We start from the raw sequence: 16,888 nt of genomic DNA on the forward strand, positions 1-16,888 counted from the left end.
AATGAATTCACAAGTACTTTCTGGACAAATGGTTGAGCTTGAGAGGGGGCAGGTAAGTTTTTTGGGTCCGAAACTGGAACTGCATGATTGCTCCGTCATTTCAGAAACCGATGGGCGAGGTATGGCTTTTCCCGGACTGAGGATGCATGGAGGAGTTTTCGATCAAAAGCAAGCCTTATGGAACTTTCATTTTCAGGGTGTACATTTCTTACGCGTCAAGTTTATGGGCAACTATATTGGCTGTGATTTTGGCGACTGGGAAGACATGCACAGGTCATCCGTGTCAGAGTGCGACTTTTCATCTGCACGCATGCACGATTGCCGTTTGTTGAACTGTGACATGAAGGGAATTCTTATTCCCAAATGGCCGTGCTTTTGCTTGTTTAATCCGGTGGAAGCCCGGGATTTTGTGATCTCACAACAATGGCCGAAGAAGATCGGTCTGACTTTGGATATTTATACGGATTCGGACCCGGAATGTGTCGCTGCATTGGGTGATGTCAGTGTGTTGGCTAAGGAAAGCGGGTTGCCAATGAGCGAAATACGCGAGCGCTTGCAAACCATTCCCGGTCTTCATATTGTTGAATAAGGCGGTTCAAGTTGGAAAATTACGGGGAGGCATTTTGAACGAATCAGGAATATTGGAGGCTAGGTATATGTGTACGGCACTGGTCATGTATGACACAAGTGAAGTCACTCCAATGGAGGATTGCAATGCAGGCGAGTCTTTCTCTGATGCTATCGGTGCAAGGATTACAACTGCCGGATATTATACATACAAAAATGATGAAGATGGACTCTATGTTGATTTGATAGAAACATCACTCGCCGATCTCAAGCGTAAAATAACCGCAAAAGAAGTAACGGCATTTCGATTATATAGTCAACAAACTGGCTATTTATGAAAATTTCATCGGATTTGTGGAGGATGTATCGAAGAAAATCAGCTATCCGTATGGGATCGTGTATGCTGCCCCAAAAGTGGCAGATGCTTTTTACTATGCTCAGGGTAAGAACTTGATTAAATTGTTTCCATATGAGGATGTGGGGATTTTTAACAAAGAAACTCCTGGGCGATTTAAAGGGAAGGTTCGTTACAGGGGGGAGATGCTGAGAATGATATATCCCTGCAATATGATAAACGAAAACCATCTTCATATCAAAATTCATGGGATGACGCTTGAAGAGTGGATTGTTAAAGAACGGGGACGCGGCTCTTTAAGGAAGATCAGCAATGATTTGTGGCTTTGGGAGGTTGGGAGGGATGATATGGAAGGCGTAAGCAAATGCTGCGGAGACGCCGGAATCCTGGTAGCCTGGAAGCAGCCCTTTCCAACAAAGCCATCCAAAACTTTGCTTTAGAGTCTTCGCCAAATGAATATCGACAAGTGAGAATTTTTCAGAATAAGGAAAGAAATACAATTATATCATGTGCGTCAGGAGTTGTTGCAGGCTCGACTACGACTAATGTAGGACAAAGGAGAGAACATGGATTTTCAAGTGCTGCAATTAAAAATCGAGGCGGCTGCGAAGGCTTCATTCGAGCAAGTAAGAAACAAATATTCAGGACAAAGCTTTTGCGGTTACGCCTTGTATTCTGACTCGGATGCAATCACCGTATGTCCGGCGGTAAACTCAATCGATCACTTGAACAAAATGATTGCAGGTGACCCTGATGATGCGATTTATTATCGCTGGAGTCCAGGGGAATGGGATCATGAATTTGAAGGTGCTGAATTCTTTAAAGATATATCCAATCTTTTGTATAGCGAAGTGATGAGTATACAGTCGACAGAAAGACACAGGGGCTATAAAGAGAAGGTTTATGAGTGTTGCGTGGCTGCGCTTGATACGCTGAAAAAGGAAGGCTTTTTCTCCGATATGAGCGAATCGGGAGTCTTGGTCTTTACTGTATCGGATGACACACATGCACTGGAATGTGATTGGATTGCCCGATTGAACCGAAAAGAACTTGCTGAAGAATTTCATAATTGGATTGGCGGTTGAAAGTTTGATTTAGTACGGTTCTTATCTGCGGCATAAAGGTGAGATAGATGTGTACGTGCTGGGCCATGTATGACACAAATGAAGTCATTATATAAGGAAAAGAATGTACGATTGGGGAGATATTATGTTCGTCATACATGCCTACCTTGCGAAGTCGTCCAATCCTTACTCCCATGAGCGTCTTGCCTCTGAGTTAAGCGCCTACTTTGATTTTGAAACAAAGAATGGACTGGAAATTGGAGCATCAGCAAATCCGTTTACGAAACAGAAATACTTGATTCTTCGTTGGCCAGGTTGGAATTTTTCAGCGCATTTTGAAACTGGCCATAATGTAGCTGCAGATGCAAATTACATTGCAAGCGTCACCAAGGATTGTCCGCCTGAAATCAAAGACTGTACCGAACGCATTCGCTTCGTATTCTCGTCTGATGATGGACGGGACTTCACAGATCATATCATTTCGGCGATAGACTATTTGGTGGCGATACCGGGCGCAATCATTTTTGATGAAAGTCAAGAAGCAATCATTCATTGCTGGTAATGAGGAAAATTCATGCGGTAGCCTCAAATCGAATAGGATCGGGGAGATGACGGTGCAACTTTCAGATACCACCCATGCCGAAATTACTGCGCTGTGTAAACAAGGCGATGATTTGGTGAGAGCAGGCAATCTTGAGGCGGGCAAGAATAAGTACGTCGCGGCCCTCCGATTATTGCCGGAAAATCATCGAGAATGGGAAGCCGCAACGTGGATATATGTGGCTATTGGGGATGTCCATTTTTAGATGAAAAATTACGATAAGGCATTCAAATGTTTTTTTAATAGCGGCGGAAAAGGTACCTTGCTTCGCATCCGTCAGTTTTACCTCGGCCGCAAGAGTGCGTTGTGATCGTACCCGAAATCGATGCTTTTGTCGCTACGCTAAACAATGAACTTCGACCATTGGAAAAGGACCTCATCTTCCGCTTGATACCGGATATGAGGTCCTTCTTTTATGACTGGGGGTGTTTCAATTCCACGCGTCCCGCTAGTCTCCACTCGATATTTCCGCGAAGCAATAGCTTCGCTTTGCTTGTTGCCTGCACAAATGTGACGTTTCAGCTGGCATGACGGCGCAGCAGCAAGGAGGCTAGGGCCGAAATCCCGCTGATTCCCCCACTTGTCAGGAAAGCTGCATGGTACCCGGACAGTTGCGAAGCACCGGCTATTCCGTCGGCAGTTGGCTGCCCACTTGCCACTGCGTGAGCCACGGTTACGAGTACCGCTATGCCGAGTGCACCGCCCAGTTGGCGAGCGGTATTTTGCAGCCCTGCAGCGATGCCGGAATCTTTGGATGGGATGCCAGCGAGCACAGCGTGAATGGCCGTCATCAGCATCAACCCTAGCCCTGCGCCAATGAGCAAGCTAGGAAGCAGCAGCCAGGTAACGTAATCCGGATGAAGCGGCAGCCAATTCAACCAGACGAATCCTGCCGCGGCCAGAAGACCGCCGAAGAAAGGAAGCCTATGGAATCCCGCATCCTCAAGACGGCGAGAAACAATAGCGGTGGTGGCTAACGTACTGGCCATCGGCAACAGGGCAAGACCTGTGTCAAACGGACTGTAGCCTTCGATATTTTGCAGGACAAGCGAGAGAAAGTACATATTGGCCGTCAAGGTCGCGCCGAGCCCAAGTACCATGATCATACCGACAGACACGTTCCGGTGACGAAAGATTTCGAGCCGAATCAGCGGCTGCTTCACACGGAGCTCCACCCAGACGAACGCAGTCAAGAGAATCAGCGATAATCCGAGAGTCCAGAGAACGACCGGTGAGTCCCAACCTCGATCGACCGTCTGCGTGATCCCGTAGATGAAGGCTGCGACAGAGAGTGTAATCGCAGCCGCACCAGGAATATCCAGCTTCTCCCGCTTGGCGTTTTTCGGCTGGTGCTGGAGACTGAGCGCAACGATTATTATAAGCACAACGCCGATGGGCACATTGACAAACATAACCCAGCGCCAACTGGCGAAGCTGGTAAAAATACCGCCGATAATAACTCCGAAAGCGGAAGCGAGCGACGAAGATGCTGCCCATAGCGAGATCGCCCGTTTCTGCTTGGGACCTTTCGGATAAGAGGCCACAATAACCGCTAGCGTAGATGTAGCCAGCACCGATCCTCCGAAGCCCTGAACAGCCCGTGCAGCGATTAGCATAACACTGCTTGTGGCAAGGCCGCCGACAAGGCTCGCACCTGTGAATAGCATCAGCGCGGTTTGCAGAATGACTTTTCTCCCATAGATATCGCTTGCTCGGGAAGCGAGTAGCATGAAGCCGCCGAGCATTAACAAGTACGCGTCCACAACCCATTGTTGCCCCGTGGCCGAGAGACCAAGGTCGGCGCTCATCGCCGATAACGCGACGTTAACGATGGAACTGTCCATGACAACCATAAACGCGCAAACACAAGCGATAGTCGAGGCAATCCATGCAGGAACACCAGGTCGCAGCAATGATGTCGAGCCGACTGTCGCGGTTGAAGAAGATGCAGAGTTCATAAGCTTCACCTCTTGTAACGATTTACGCCTCGATAGACGTTTTTCGCTTATTATCATACACTGGAAAGCATTAGGCATGATAACGCTATTGGGACAAAATATATCGAATAATGGCCACGAAAGGATCGAGTGATATGAAAAATGAGACAATTGATTATAGCGATCGGCTGGACGGTCCTTCTTTGACCGCGTTCTGGGGCACGGAAAATTCCGATCACGATTTCCGGCTTGGCACGCGCGAATACGATTGGCACAGTCACAAGCGCGGACAAATCTTTTGCGTGGAGAGCGGCCTTATTCATGTCCGCACCGTGCATGGCTCATGGCTGCTTCCCCCGCATCGTGCTGGTTGGATACCGCCGGACGTGCGTCATAAGGTCAGCGTGAGCGGCGCGATGAACGGATGGTGTGTGCTTGTCCTTCCCGAGATCGGTCGCGATTTGCCACCGCACCCTTGCGTGATCGGGATTTCCGAGTTGATGTACGCTTTGGTCCGGAGGGCTGCCTCCTGGTACGATCAGGACTTTCTGGAGCCGAAGCAGGAGCGAATCGCTGCCGTTTTGCTCGATGAAATCGTTCAAGCTCCGTTGGAGCCTTTACACTTGCCTATGCCTTCCGAGCCCCGTCTTCTGCGCATTGCGAACGAAATCTTGCAGTGTCCTGAGGACAACCGAACGCTGGATGACTGGGCTGCATGGGCCGCTCTTTCCCCTCGGACCTTGCGGCGGCTGATTCTGGCGGAAACCGGCTTGACGTTCGCTCAGTGGCGTCAACAGGCGCGGTTGACGCATGGGCTGGAAATGCTGGCACGGGGGGATTCTGTCGCGATGATTGCCGACGCGCTCGGCTATTCTTCGCCCAGCAGTTTCATCGCGATGTTCCGACGTGCTTTCGGGGACTCACCGGGACGTTATTTGGCGGCACGAGAGGAGAAATAATCAATGAATGCGATCATCGGGTTCTTCCGAGTTGATAAATTCCCGTACGTTTTCTTGCAAAAATATACAATATCACGAAGAATAAGCAGGGACCAAGAATCACCGAATACTTCAATAGACAGGTTGATAGGACAATAGGAACGGCGTGGATGTACTTTTTTTCATGAAGGTATCAAACATTCCGCTCTCCCATTTTCACCGGTTCATGTTCACTTCGCTCTTATATCCCACTGCATACTGTACGAGGAAGTTCTCAGAACCTTCGAATTTACGTGGCTCGATATAACGAAGAGTAAGCTTCTTATCGTTGTAAGTGATTGGCTCGATGAAAATGGGGTATTTATAAATATTCCTAGTGGGGATTAGCGTTCGGGTAAAAACAACTGTCTTGGCGCGTTGTTTCATGCGCAAGACAGCTCCTTTCGCGTTTTCGCCGTTGGACCCGTTAAGCTGAACCGTATCATAAGTAGGGCGAAAAGAAAGACGCCGCTAATTGAAGCGTCAAAGAACAATTCAATGTCCTTGACGCTTCTCCAACGTTTACGGTGAAGGTCTCTGTTGGCTGTGAGATTTTATTGGGAATATTGATTAGTCATGAGAAGTCCAAATCATGTGTTTGAGGTGTCAAAAATGGAGTTTAATCAATATTTAGCATTTGTCAGAAAAGAGAAATTGAAAACGAATGTTATAGTTTCTCTCCCATTAAATATGGATTTTCGATAGAGAAACATATATATGTTTATGCTGAACAAGGCATTTTTTTCGGGAAAAAGATACCTTTTGCAACAGATATCCATGGACACACATATTTATTGTCTTTAGAAAATGATAGTTATGGACAAGTGGTTTTTCTACAACATGAATACGAAGATGACCAAGAATATGATTTAGTCGCAATCAGCTTTACAGATTTTCTTAATGAATTTGTATCCAAAGAGAAAACATTCCTAAAATGAGTGTCACTCTGTAGGAGCTGTCACGCCGCGACAAGCTCCTTCTTATTTTTCGCCGATGAATATTGCCGACAAGGATTATAGGGTTACTATTCAAAACCATGCTTTGAAAGTAAAGTAAATTTAACATTCATGTTGAAAAAGTAGATTTACAATTACCGTAAGATTTGGACGACCTCAAGTAACCTAAGGTGTAGGGTTTGCGACTTTAGTCGTGAGAGTCTCAAGAGGGATAATGTAAGAAGGAGAATGGAGATGACCGTAAAGTTTATCTTGAATTATACGAATGGAGATTTCACGGAAAACATAGAAGTTTCAATTTATAAAGTGTATCGCAGGGGTACCTCTTTTCAACTGTACCATTTAAATCGCAACCCTGCTCTTATTGTACACAAAGAATTGTTGGTTATCGATGAATCGGGGATTGCACCAGGGTGTATGTTTAAAAGTGTTACAGAATTTTGCGAAAAAATTATCCCCTATTTATTGAATAGGAAAGATGAGTCATTATTTTTATTTGGGGAGTACTATGATGCAGAGAAAGATAAGATGATGGACATTGATGATATTGAGATTTCCTGTTTAATAGGCGGAGCAGCCACCTTACAAAAAGAAGAGAAAAAGTAATCTAGGATCTATAGAGGTAGTTGCTGAAGAATCTGAATCAATAGAAGAAAATAAGATCGATATACCCTGCTCGAGGGCCTCGGCTTGACGGCACCTTGAAATTACCTTTGAACGACAAACTCGCGAAAATTCCAAGTAGGCTTTTCTATATAATAGACATAAAGATATCTCTATCGTCCGTTTCTCTGCTATATTAACTGTGGTAAATTATGGAGAGTACTTATTTAAATGTCTTAGAAGAAAATGACTAGGAGAGAAATACTTCTTGGAAACTCACTCATCCAAATATCAAATGAAAAAGAGCTATATTATATTATTGCTAGTGTTCATATTAGTTGTTTTAACCGGATTGCGCATTTTATGGATGGAAACGTTTCATGTTTCCAAACAGGCGTCAATTCATAATGGGCAATACGATTTGCGCAATTGGAATGCAGAAGATGGCAGCATTCTATTACTTGATGGGGAATGGGAGTTTTATCCCTCACAATGGTTGATAGATGGTAGTCGGCAACAATTGTTCGGCGATAATGCGCCAAGGCATATTCAGGTACCGGGAGGATGGAGTGAAGTTTTGCATGCTGACAAGCCATCTCCATACGGGTATGGCTCTTATCGTTTGCTTCTTTATGTAGACCCGGCGAAGCATCTTAATTATAGTATTCGTGTACCCAGCGTACGCACTGCATCAGAATTATATGTAAACGGTCGATTACTTACTGTATCCGGACAGGTAGCGACAACAAAGGATGAATATTTTTCGAAGGACCTACCTTATTCTACAACCTTTACAGCAGATGACAACGGTGTAATCGAACTCGTCATTCAGGCGGCAAATTATGTGGATAGTCGAAGCGGGGGCATTGTCCGATCCATTAAATTTGGTTCAGAAGAAGCCATTGCCAAAGAGATGAAAGCTTCCATTTTTATGCAGTTTTTAGCAGCGATAATATTTATTATGCATGCTGTCTATGCACTTATTTTGTATGTACTAGGAAATAAGGAAAAGAAGCTGCTTTATTTTAGTTTGCTTGCATTATGTGTAACGATCACGAGTGTCTTTAGTACGGATGAGAAGTTGTTCCATCAGTTATTTTACATTGGTATTAATTGGGATTTTAGGTTGACTAATATTGCTTTCGTTATTGCAGCTTATGCTTTGCTCCAGTGTACGAATCATCGCGAGCTTCCATATTGGCGTAGGATGTACCCTGTCTATAAAATAATGAATCTAGGGACTGCCGGCATTACGTTGTTTTTAAATCCAACTCAGGTGATCATGCTCTTCCCTATTTATTATGTATTAGGTGGTACTGCTGGAGTTATTACGCTAATTACGATGTTTAAAAAAATGATTAAAGATTTAAAGAGCAATCTTTTACTGCTTGTCTCTTTTCTTGCGTTTGTGAACTATGTTCTTTGGTCGTTAATCTTGCTGGATAGCGGTTTGAGTCTTGTCTACTATCCGTTCGATATGATTATTGCGATGGGTTGTTTAGCCTCTGAATGGTTTAAGGGTTACTTTATCATGCATGCGAACACCAAAGAGCTTGCTGCAACCTTACAAAGAATGAATGACCATAAAGATCAATTTCTGGCAAACACTTCGCATGAATTTAAAAATCCGCTGCATAGCATGCTTAACATGTCACAATCCGTTTTACAAAGGGAACAGCATTTATTGCAGGAACGGAGCATCAAGGAGCTAGAAACGGTCTTATCTGTAGGACGTCGGTTGACATGGATATTAAACGACTTGATTGATGTAATGAGTTTACGGGAGGGCAATCCTCGTCTACAGAAAAAAGTCATATTTATTCAGCCGATCGTAACCGGAGTTATGGATATGCTTCAATTTAATGCAGAAGTAAAGTCTATCACAATTGCAAATCAGATTTCGGAAGATTTTCCCCCAGTAATTGCGGATGAGAATCGAGTGATCCAAATCGTGTTCAATTTACTTCATAATGCTGTGAAATATACAAATGAAGGGACAATTTCGATACAAGCTTTTACCAAAGACGGAAAAGCGTATATTGTGATTACTGATACGGGGATCGGAATGGATGAGCAGATGCTTCAGCGCTTATTCCGTCCGTATGAGCAAGGCAGTACGAGTGTGACGATGATTGAAGGCGGCTTTGGGTTAGGTTTAAGCATAAGCAAGCAGCTGGTTGAGCTGCATGAAGGTACTTTAGATGTATCCTCTGTTATAGGCGAAGGCTCGAAATTCACATTTTCGTTGAAGCTGGCGGATGAGGAAGCGAAAGCGTGGGAAGAAAGGGAAGGTTCGAACCGATTGGAACCGTTCGAGTCACAAACTATGGCGATCCAAGAAATAGCCTTCACAGTCGATTTGGACCAAATGGAACTTCCGCTAGCTGCGAAAGGGGTAACACCAACAACTCCATTCCAAATGAATCGAAATCGTCCGCTCGTATTAATTGTCGATGATGATCCAGTCAATCTTCAAGTGCTTGAGGCGATACTGACACCAGACGAATACGAGTTAATGATGGCAACGAGCGGTAAAGAAGCGCTGGAATTACTGGATACCAAGGACTGGGATCTGGTCATCTCTGACGTTATGATGCCGCAGATGTCCGGTTATGAGTTGACGCGGATGATTCGTGAGCGGTTTACACTGACAGAGCTCCCTGTTCTGCTCCTTACGGCAAGAAGTCAACCGAAAGATATTCAAAGCGGCTTCTTGGCTGGAGCCAACGATTATGTGACGAAGCCAGTGGAAGCTGTAGAAATCAAATCGCGGATTGAGGCGCTAACGACAATTAAACAATCAGTTCGGGAACAATTGCGTTTAGAAGCTGCCTGGCTGCAAGCGCAAATCCAGCCTCATTTTTTATTTAATGCGTTAAATGCTGTAACAGCTTTAAGCGAGATTAATCTGGATAAGATGCGTGATTTGGTCGATGAGTTTAGCAATTTTCTGAGGAATAAATTCAGATTTCAAGATATGGGTGGACTTGTTCCGATTGAAGAGGAGCTAAGTCTAGTGCGCTCTTATTTATATATTGAGAAGGTTCGATTTGAAGAAAGGCTGGAGGTTGTTTGGGAGATAGATGATTACGAGGAGTTAGAAGTTCCCTTTCTTTCGATCCAGCCTCTGGTGGAAAATGCGATAAGACATGGCGTTATGAAGCGCGCTCGTGGTGGCAAGATTTATATTCGGATTTCTGTCCATGAAACGCATACAGAGATAACCGTTGAAGACGATGGGGTTGGAATGGATGAGGTTCAATTGCAACGAATTTTAGAAAGAAAAGCAGATAAGAGGTCAGGTGTCGGATTGATCAATACGGATCAGCGATTAAAACGGCACTTCGGCACAGGACTTCATATCACAAGTACGTTATGTACAGGGACAAAGGTAACTTTTCATGTACATAACAGGTTGAATAGCGGGGATAAAGCTAGGTGATAAATAAGTGATTGCATGAGGAGCATCCTTGGCTGCTCCTTTCTTATTTTTCGCTAATAGCCCCGTTATGCTGAACCGTACCACAAGTGACGGCGAAAAATAGTGGTGTTGGGAGGGGGGAGAGGCTTGTAGGAGTGGTGGAGCCAAAGCTCCAGTGTTCGAGATAGAATAGAACTCAGAACAAAGGAATGGCTCCCTGAACTCTAATAGCTATTCGCACATCTACTGCTGAACCTCCTCCTTTAGAGGAGCCGTCTTAATAGTTTTTATCGCTTCCCTCAGTTGATCTATTTCTAGAAACCCTAACTCTTTCGCTTTCTCCACATGCTCCTCGCCTTTCGTATGATCGCCTTTTTGGCTGTAGGCTAAGCCATCAGACAATGAATCTCGACATCATCTGGAAATACATCCCCTCATATAACAAATCCCCGCCGTTATCGTATACAAGCGCGTACCCTTCGCAGGATCCGATTTTTAACGCCACCGACGTATTTGACTTTAGAAAAATATTATATTTTTATTATATTTTTCCTGCTCTTTATTTAAATAGTTTCCTATATCTTGAGCTTGTAAGTTGCAAAGGAGGAAGCTGTAGTTGTGGAGGATTGGTGGGTAGAACAGTAGTTCGATCTGAAAATAAGGGATTTGCCCATCAAAATAGTTGATTACCCATATAGAAAGCAATCCAAGCGTTTACTATAATTGTAAATATAGTTTGGAATTGGAGGGAAAAGCGAAGTGAAATCGGAAGCTTTAGATGATTTAATTGTTGGCGAAAGCCGTGTTCTTACCGATTCCCAAGTCACATCCTTGTGGGGTGGGATAGATCCGCAATTTTCACCGGACAATGCCGTTGCTGCCGTACAAAGAGCACTGCCACAAGAGGAATATGAGCAATTATTCCCTTGCCGTATTGGCACGAAGGAATGGCACAAAATTTCTGCTAACCTACCAAATTACAATATAGATCAAACCGACTATTATTCATATAACAACTTGATTGCTGCCATTACAGATGTAGCTAATATCAAATATAAGCTGGAATATAGACAGGACGATACTAAGAACAGTCGCGTATTCCGATTCGATAAAAAAGCAAAGACACAAACGCTCATCTACCAAAATGCCAACTTTAGCACCTCGAATAGGACGGTTCCGATTATATCGAAAACGGTTGATTTTGGTTCCTTTTTAAAAGAAGGGTCTGAATTGAAGCGAAAGCGCGAGCTGGCAGCCTTTCTCGCCAATATTTCGCACGAAACGGGTATAGTTATGTCAAGATTCGCAAGAGGTCGGCAAGTCTGGGGTTTGTATTGGAATGAGGAAATATCCTACATTAACACCACCACTGTCAACTATGCAGAAGCACATGACTATTTTCCGCCAGTTGCGGGTAAATCCTATCACGGACGTGGACCGATGCAGTTGAGCTGGAACTACAATTACGGATTGATTAGTGGAATTATTTACGGCTCCAAAGACAAGCTGCTTCAGCAGCCTGAGCTTATTGTGAACGATGGCAAGTTAGGCTTTATGACGGCGATCCTGTTCTGGATGACACCACAGCCTCCCAAGCCTTCCGCTCATGATGTGGTGGTTGGCAACTGGACGCCTTCTGAATCGGAGATTTCTAAAGGATTAACACAGGCGGGCTTTGGTATTACCATTATGATCATTAACGGTATCCTTGAAGGTAACTTAGACGAAACCGACCGTCGTATCAAAAGCCGCGTTGATTATTATCGTAAAATTACGACACAAATGGGGATATCCCTTGAAGGAGAAAAATTAATTACTGTAGGCATGAGTCCATTTTAAAACCTATGGATGTATTTGACGAAATTTTGGTGTAAGAACGTGAATAGCATTCAGATAGTGAGCTCACTGTTCAATTGTTGAGGTTAATGGAAAATTGATCGCTTTATTAATTAAGCTTGGATCAAGCTACTTTAAGGAAGAAACCGATCATAGCTTCATATTCAGTGGTGATTTGCGTCATTTAAGGTATTGGTTGGAATGGATACAGAAATAAAAAACCTGCGAAGCCGCTAGGGCTGTCGCAGGTCGCATGAAGTGATCAAGGTGTTCTCTGATTGAAGTATTGGTAAGTGCCTTTCGCATAGACGTTCCATTCCCCAGTTTCCGAGAACTTCGCGGATCCGCTATAGATGGCGGCTTTTCGGATTATCGTTCCGCCGGTTGGCATGAACTCGTCATGGCTGGTCGGATCGCCGAGGACGTCGATAACGTTTCCGTTATGCTTCAAGACGATCGCTATCAATTTTTTGCCTGGAACATTGAGATTCAGTTCGACGTTGTAATAGACCGCATTAATGACATCAAAGAAATCATAAAATGCGCCGTCGATCACGTTGACGTTGTCTATATCCTGTATATTTTGCACAGGAATCTGGAAAATATTCGTCGTTGCACTCGTAATTGCGTTCGTTCCCGGGTTGTAGTGATACACATCGATAGAATATCCCGTAAAGCGTTGCGCCGTACCGAAATAAGGATTGCGGATTTGGAGTGCTTTATTGTAATCTCCGCCATCGATGTATTGGGAGAAGTAAGCTTCTCCACTTACTTGCGCCTTGACGTTGACGCGCAGCAACACGGCTTTATTATCCGCGCCGATGATCCAGTAGTCGCCGTTCATCGGGGCACTGGCCCATACTGTCCCGTTCAAAGGCGTCGGACCCATTAACGTCTGGTCCGGCGTTGCGAAATAGACATTAAAGTTCGACTGCCCCGGGAATTGGGACTTCAGATCGTAAGTCAGGTTCGGCACGCCGACTTTGGTGTTGATCTCGACGAAGCCTTTGTCGACCAGTTGTACCGAGAGCACGGTTAAATTGTACGTTGCGGATCCTCCGTTGCTATCAGTAGCTGTGATCGTAACGGTAACGGATCCCGTATGGCCAGCCTTACCAGGCGACAGGGTGAGCTCGCTACCGTTTACCGTCGCTTGCGCAGCATTCGGATTGCTTACAACCGCGATAAAGGTCATCGCATCGCCATCTGGATCCTCGAATAGCTGGGATAGATCGTAAGAGCGAGTATTCGTATAGCCCGGACTTAACAGTTGCGTCTGAATCGCGGCTACGACCACCGGCGGTTTATTGGGAGGCGTAACTGCGGCGGCGGTTACCGTCAAATTGATCGTTCTCGACGTATAGGCGCCCTTCGGATCCGTCGCTGTCACTTCGATCGTTGTCACGCCTTCGGCTAGCGGCGTAATGCTCAGTTTGCTGCCGGTCACGACGGCTGTCGCCAATGCTCCGTTCTGCACCGTCGCTGTATACGTCAATGCCTCATTCTCCGGATCGGAGAAATAGAGCGACAAATCGATATCCTTGGCGGCCGTTCCGGCTCCCAACGATTGATCCGGCATGTCGAGGCCGACAGGCGGCTGATTCGGAACGTTCGCTGACGTCACCTTCAAGACGATCGTCTTCGACGCCGTTGCTCCTTTCGGATCCTGCGCCGTCACTTCGATCGTCGTCTCGCCTTCGGCTAGCGGCGTAATACTCAGCTTGTTCCCGATCACGCTGGCTGTCGCCAACGCTCCGTTCTGTACCGTCGCTGTATAAGTCAACGCCTCATTCTCCGGATCGGAGAAATACGCCGACAGGTCGATATCCTTGGCGGTCGTTCCGGCTTCCAACGATTGATCCGGCATGTCGAGGCCGACAGGGGGCTGGTTCGGAACGTTCGTCGGCGTCACCTTCAAGACGATCGTCTTCGACGCCGTTGCTCCTTTCGGATCCTGCGCCGTCACTAGAATCGTCGTCTCGCCTTCGGCTAGCGGCGTAATACTCAGTTTGCTGCCGGTCACGACGGCTGTCGCCAATGCTCCGTTCTGCACCGTCGCTGTATACGTCAATGCCTCATTCTCCGGATCGGAGAAATAGAGCGACAAATCGATATCCTTGGCGGCCGTTCCGGCTTCCAACGATTGATCCGGCATGTCGAGGCTGACAGGCGGCTGATTCGTATTGTTCGCAGGTGTCACCTTCAAGACGATCGTCTTCGACGCCGTTGCTCCTTTCGGATCCTGCACCGTTACTTGAATCGTCGTCTCTCCTTCGGCTAGCGGCGTAATGCTCAATTTGCTGCCGATCACGCTGACTGTAGCCAACGTCTCATCTTGCACTGTCGCCGTATACGACAATGCCTCATTCTCCGGATCGGAGAAATAGAGCGACAAATCGATATCCTTGGCGGCCGTGCCAGCTTCCAACGATTGATCCGGGATGTCGAGGCCGACAGGCGGCTGGTTCGGAACGTTCGCTCGCGTCACCTTCAAGACGATCGTTTTCGACGCCCTTGCTCCTTTCGGATCCTGCGCCGTCACATGGATCGTCGTCTCGCCTTCGGCTAGCGGTGTAATGCTCAACTTGTTCCCGATCACGCTGGCTGTCGCCAACGCCCCGTTCTGCACCGTCGCTGTATACGTCAACGCCTCATTCTCCGGATCGGAGAAGTAGAGTGACAAATCGATATCCTTAGTGGCCGTACCAGCTTCCAACGATTGATCCGGGATGTCTAGGCTGACTGGGGGCTGGTTCGGAACGCTCGTCACCTTCACGTTGAACGAAGTCGACACGACGTGACCTTTGCCATCGTTGACACGCATCGTGATAACTGCGGTGCCTGCCGCGACCGGCGTGAGTGTTACCGTCATACCAGTCTGCGCTGCCTTAACGATATTTTTGTTGGACGTCTGCGGTGCCATCGTCAGCTTGTCGTTATCCGGATCGCTGAACAATCCATTAACATCCACGTACTGATCGCCGTCGCTCAGATCGAACATAAGATCCGGCAATGTACGTTCGACGACGGGCGGCCGATTTACTTCAGCCACCGGAGTCGATTCCTGTGCTGCAGACGAAGTTGATTTCTGTGCCGCAGGCGTCGTCGTTACTGCGGACCCCGATACGCCCGGGCCTAATGTGACGTTCGATACTTTCGTATCTGAGCTTAACGTTACAGCAGCTTTCGGATCGTTCACGGTAAGCTGTTGCACGGTGCCTGTCACATTCAAGTTAACCTGAGTGGCCGAGCTTACGATTAACTCCCCGATATTTGCATTGCCTGAGAGCGTTGTCGCCTGATTTCCCGTTAATGCCAAAGAAGAAACCGTCCCCGTCAGCTCTACTTTAGACGCACCTTCCTGAAGCGTAACTTTGCTGACCGTTCCATGGCCATCGAACACGAGCGACGCATTGGATGAGACACTGACATTATCGATTTTGGAGCTGCCGAGTGCTTCAACCCGCACATCCTGCTTATTGACCGATACTTGTCCCAGTGATGCATTATCGAAGACGACCGTATTGCTGTCACCGCCATTAACGAGTGTATGGCCCGTCACCTTCAGACCGTTCGAGTAGAAATCGTGGGCAAGTTTAGACGAAATCTCTAGATTTCCAGTGACGTGTACATTGTTCAAGCTGATAAAATCCCCGGATACGGTCAAATTTCCGTCAATCGCACTGCCGCTTCCGTCGAGCATAAGATTTCCGGAAAACTCCGCTCCATTAGCTGACGGTTCGGCGCCGCTCCGGGTAATTTCCAACGATGTAATGCGTTCGATCGTTCGTCCGTTCGCGACAAACCGAATTTTAGCACCTTTCAGTACCGCCGCGTTGGCTATGCGAAGCACGCCTTTGACGTTGTTCGCAAGCGTGTATTGAATACCGTTAATTTGAACTGAGTCATCCGAAATTCGTTGTAATGATGATGGATGATTCTCAGGGAAGAAGGTGTGCAGCACAATCTCCGCGAGATCTTGGCGTTGCACGAAGCTTTTCGGCTGAAATCCGCCTTCTTTGGTCCCCATTACGCCCTCGCCGAACGCGCGGGTCACGGATGGCTTCGCCCACACTGAAACTTTAGAGAAGTCGGCCGATACCGGTGCAGTCGCCTGAACATTCGACTGCCACCGTGCCGCGCGGTCGAGTATGACGGCAAGCTCTTCGTAGGTCAGCGACGCGGTAGGACGGAATTTTCCGTTGCCTACCTCGCCCATTAATCCGGCGCGATAGACGGCTTCGATTGCTGAAGCCGTCCAGTCCGTTTTTTTCACATCCGTAAAAGACGGAGTCGAACCTTTCTTCAAAGGCAATTGCAGTGTCGATGCGAGTACAACCGCCATCTCTTGCCGGGAAGTCAATCCATAAGGATGGAATCGTCCAGTCGAATCTCCCGTGAACAGCCCCATCTGTTGCGCCTGCAATATAGCCGCCTGGCGCTCGGCGCTTAACGTTGCTATATCGCTGAACTTCCGTTCGACGGCGATAGGGCTTCCGGCGAACGTCGTCGGGATCGCAGTAGTCAAACCCATGGTAACGAGTAAATATTTTGCGAGCGTCTTTTTCATA

Annotated in this window: 14 protein-coding genes; 11 read left to right on the plus strand and 3 right to left on the minus strand. The window is 46.7% G+C overall.

Annotation, left to right across the window (positions count from 1 at the left end; all coding sequences use genetic code 11):
• The first annotated feature begins 1 nt into the window (after position 1).
• From GCU39_RS24540 to GCU39_RS24565, 6 genes are all read left to right on the plus strand, one after another.
• On the plus strand, positions 2 to 589 hold the full coding sequence (locus GCU39_RS24540) for a hypothetical protein (protein ID WP_152397416.1): 588 nt from the start codon (positions 2 to 4) through the stop codon (positions 587 to 589).
• Between the two features lie 67 nt (positions 590 to 656).
• Positions 657 to 905: a hypothetical protein gene (locus GCU39_RS24545; protein ID WP_152395857.1), complete on the plus strand. Its 249-nt coding sequence runs from the start codon at positions 657 to 659 to the stop codon at positions 903 to 905.
• 16 nt (positions 906 to 921) lie between these two features.
• Positions 922 to 1,362 carry a hypothetical protein gene (locus GCU39_RS24550; RefSeq protein WP_152395858.1) on the plus strand — a complete coding sequence of 147 codons (441 nt, stop codon included), beginning with the start codon at positions 922 to 924 and terminating at the stop codon, positions 1,360 to 1,362.
• Between the two features lie 126 nt (positions 1,363 to 1,488).
• Positions 1,489 to 2,007, plus strand: a complete 519-nt coding sequence (locus GCU39_RS24555; protein ID WP_152395859.1) for a DUF4303 domain-containing protein — start codon at positions 1,489 to 1,491, stop codon at positions 2,005 to 2,007.
• A gap of 103 nt (positions 2,008 to 2,110) precedes the next feature.
• Positions 2,111 to 2,548, plus strand: coding sequence for a hypothetical protein (locus GCU39_RS31655; RefSeq protein ID WP_193726612.1), 438 nt, complete (start codon positions 2,111 to 2,113; stop codon positions 2,546 to 2,548).
• 46 nt (positions 2,549 to 2,594) lie between these two features.
• The gene (locus GCU39_RS24565) at positions 2,595 to 2,792 is read left to right on the plus strand and encodes a hypothetical protein (RefSeq protein ID WP_227793318.1); all 198 of its coding nucleotides are present in this window, start codon (positions 2,595 to 2,597) and stop codon (positions 2,790 to 2,792) included.
• A gap of 313 nt (positions 2,793 to 3,105) precedes the next feature.
• Here GCU39_RS24565 and GCU39_RS24570 read toward each other — a convergent pair whose 3' ends face one another.
• Positions 3,106 to 4,545 (minus strand): MFS transporter, encoded by a 1,440-nt coding sequence (locus tag GCU39_RS24570; RefSeq protein WP_152395860.1) that lies wholly within the window; start codon positions 4,543 to 4,545, stop codon positions 3,106 to 3,108.
• 110 nt (positions 4,546 to 4,655) lie between these two features.
• On the opposite strand from GCU39_RS24570, the gene GCU39_RS24575 reads away from it, so the two are divergent.
• Positions 4,656 to 5,483 carry an AraC family transcriptional regulator gene (locus GCU39_RS24575; protein ID WP_152395861.1) on the plus strand — a complete coding sequence of 276 codons (828 nt, stop codon included), beginning with the start codon at positions 4,656 to 4,658 and terminating at the stop codon, positions 5,481 to 5,483.
• 195 nt (positions 5,484 to 5,678) lie between these two features.
• On the opposite strand, the gene GCU39_RS24585 is transcribed toward GCU39_RS24575, so the two are convergent.
• On the minus strand, positions 5,679 to 5,888 hold the full coding sequence (locus tag GCU39_RS24585; protein ID WP_152395862.1) for a hypothetical protein: 210 nt from the start codon (positions 5,886 to 5,888) through the stop codon (positions 5,679 to 5,681).
• A 326-nt stretch (positions 5,889 to 6,214) separates the two neighbouring features.
• On the opposite strand from GCU39_RS24585, the gene GCU39_RS32560 reads away from it, so the two are divergent.
• From GCU39_RS32560 to GCU39_RS24600, 4 genes are all read left to right on the plus strand, one after another.
• Entirely contained in the window at positions 6,215 to 6,439 is a 225-nt protein-coding gene (locus GCU39_RS32560) for an SMI1/KNR4 family protein (RefSeq protein WP_227793664.1), read from the plus strand.
• Positions 6,440 to 6,709: 270 nt separating this feature from the next.
• A complete protein-coding gene (locus GCU39_RS31660) occupies positions 6,710 to 7,063 on the plus strand; it encodes a hypothetical protein (RefSeq protein ID WP_227793319.1) in 354 nt (117 codons plus the stop codon).
• 292 nt (positions 7,064 to 7,355) lie between these two features.
• Positions 7,356 to 10,502, plus strand: coding sequence for a hybrid sensor histidine kinase/response regulator (locus GCU39_RS24595; protein WP_193726614.1), 3,147 nt, complete (start codon positions 7,356 to 7,358; stop codon positions 10,500 to 10,502).
• A gap of 738 nt (positions 10,503 to 11,240) precedes the next feature.
• On the plus strand, positions 11,241 to 12,320 hold the full coding sequence (locus GCU39_RS24600; RefSeq protein ID WP_227793320.1) for a chitinase: 1,080 nt from the start codon (positions 11,241 to 11,243) through the stop codon (positions 12,318 to 12,320).
• 259 nt (positions 12,321 to 12,579) lie between these two features.
• Here the strand turns inward: GCU39_RS24600 and GCU39_RS24605 are convergent, their stop codons facing one another.
• Entirely contained in the window at positions 12,580 to 16,887 is a 4,308-nt protein-coding gene (locus tag GCU39_RS24605) for an S-layer homology domain-containing protein (protein WP_152395865.1), read from the minus strand.
• Position 16,888: the final 1 nt, after the last annotated feature.

This window comes from Paenibacillus guangzhouensis (assembly GCF_009363075.1).
GTDB classification, from domain to species: Bacteria; Bacillota; Bacilli; order Paenibacillales; family Paenibacillaceae; genus Paenibacillus_K; species Paenibacillus_K guangzhouensis.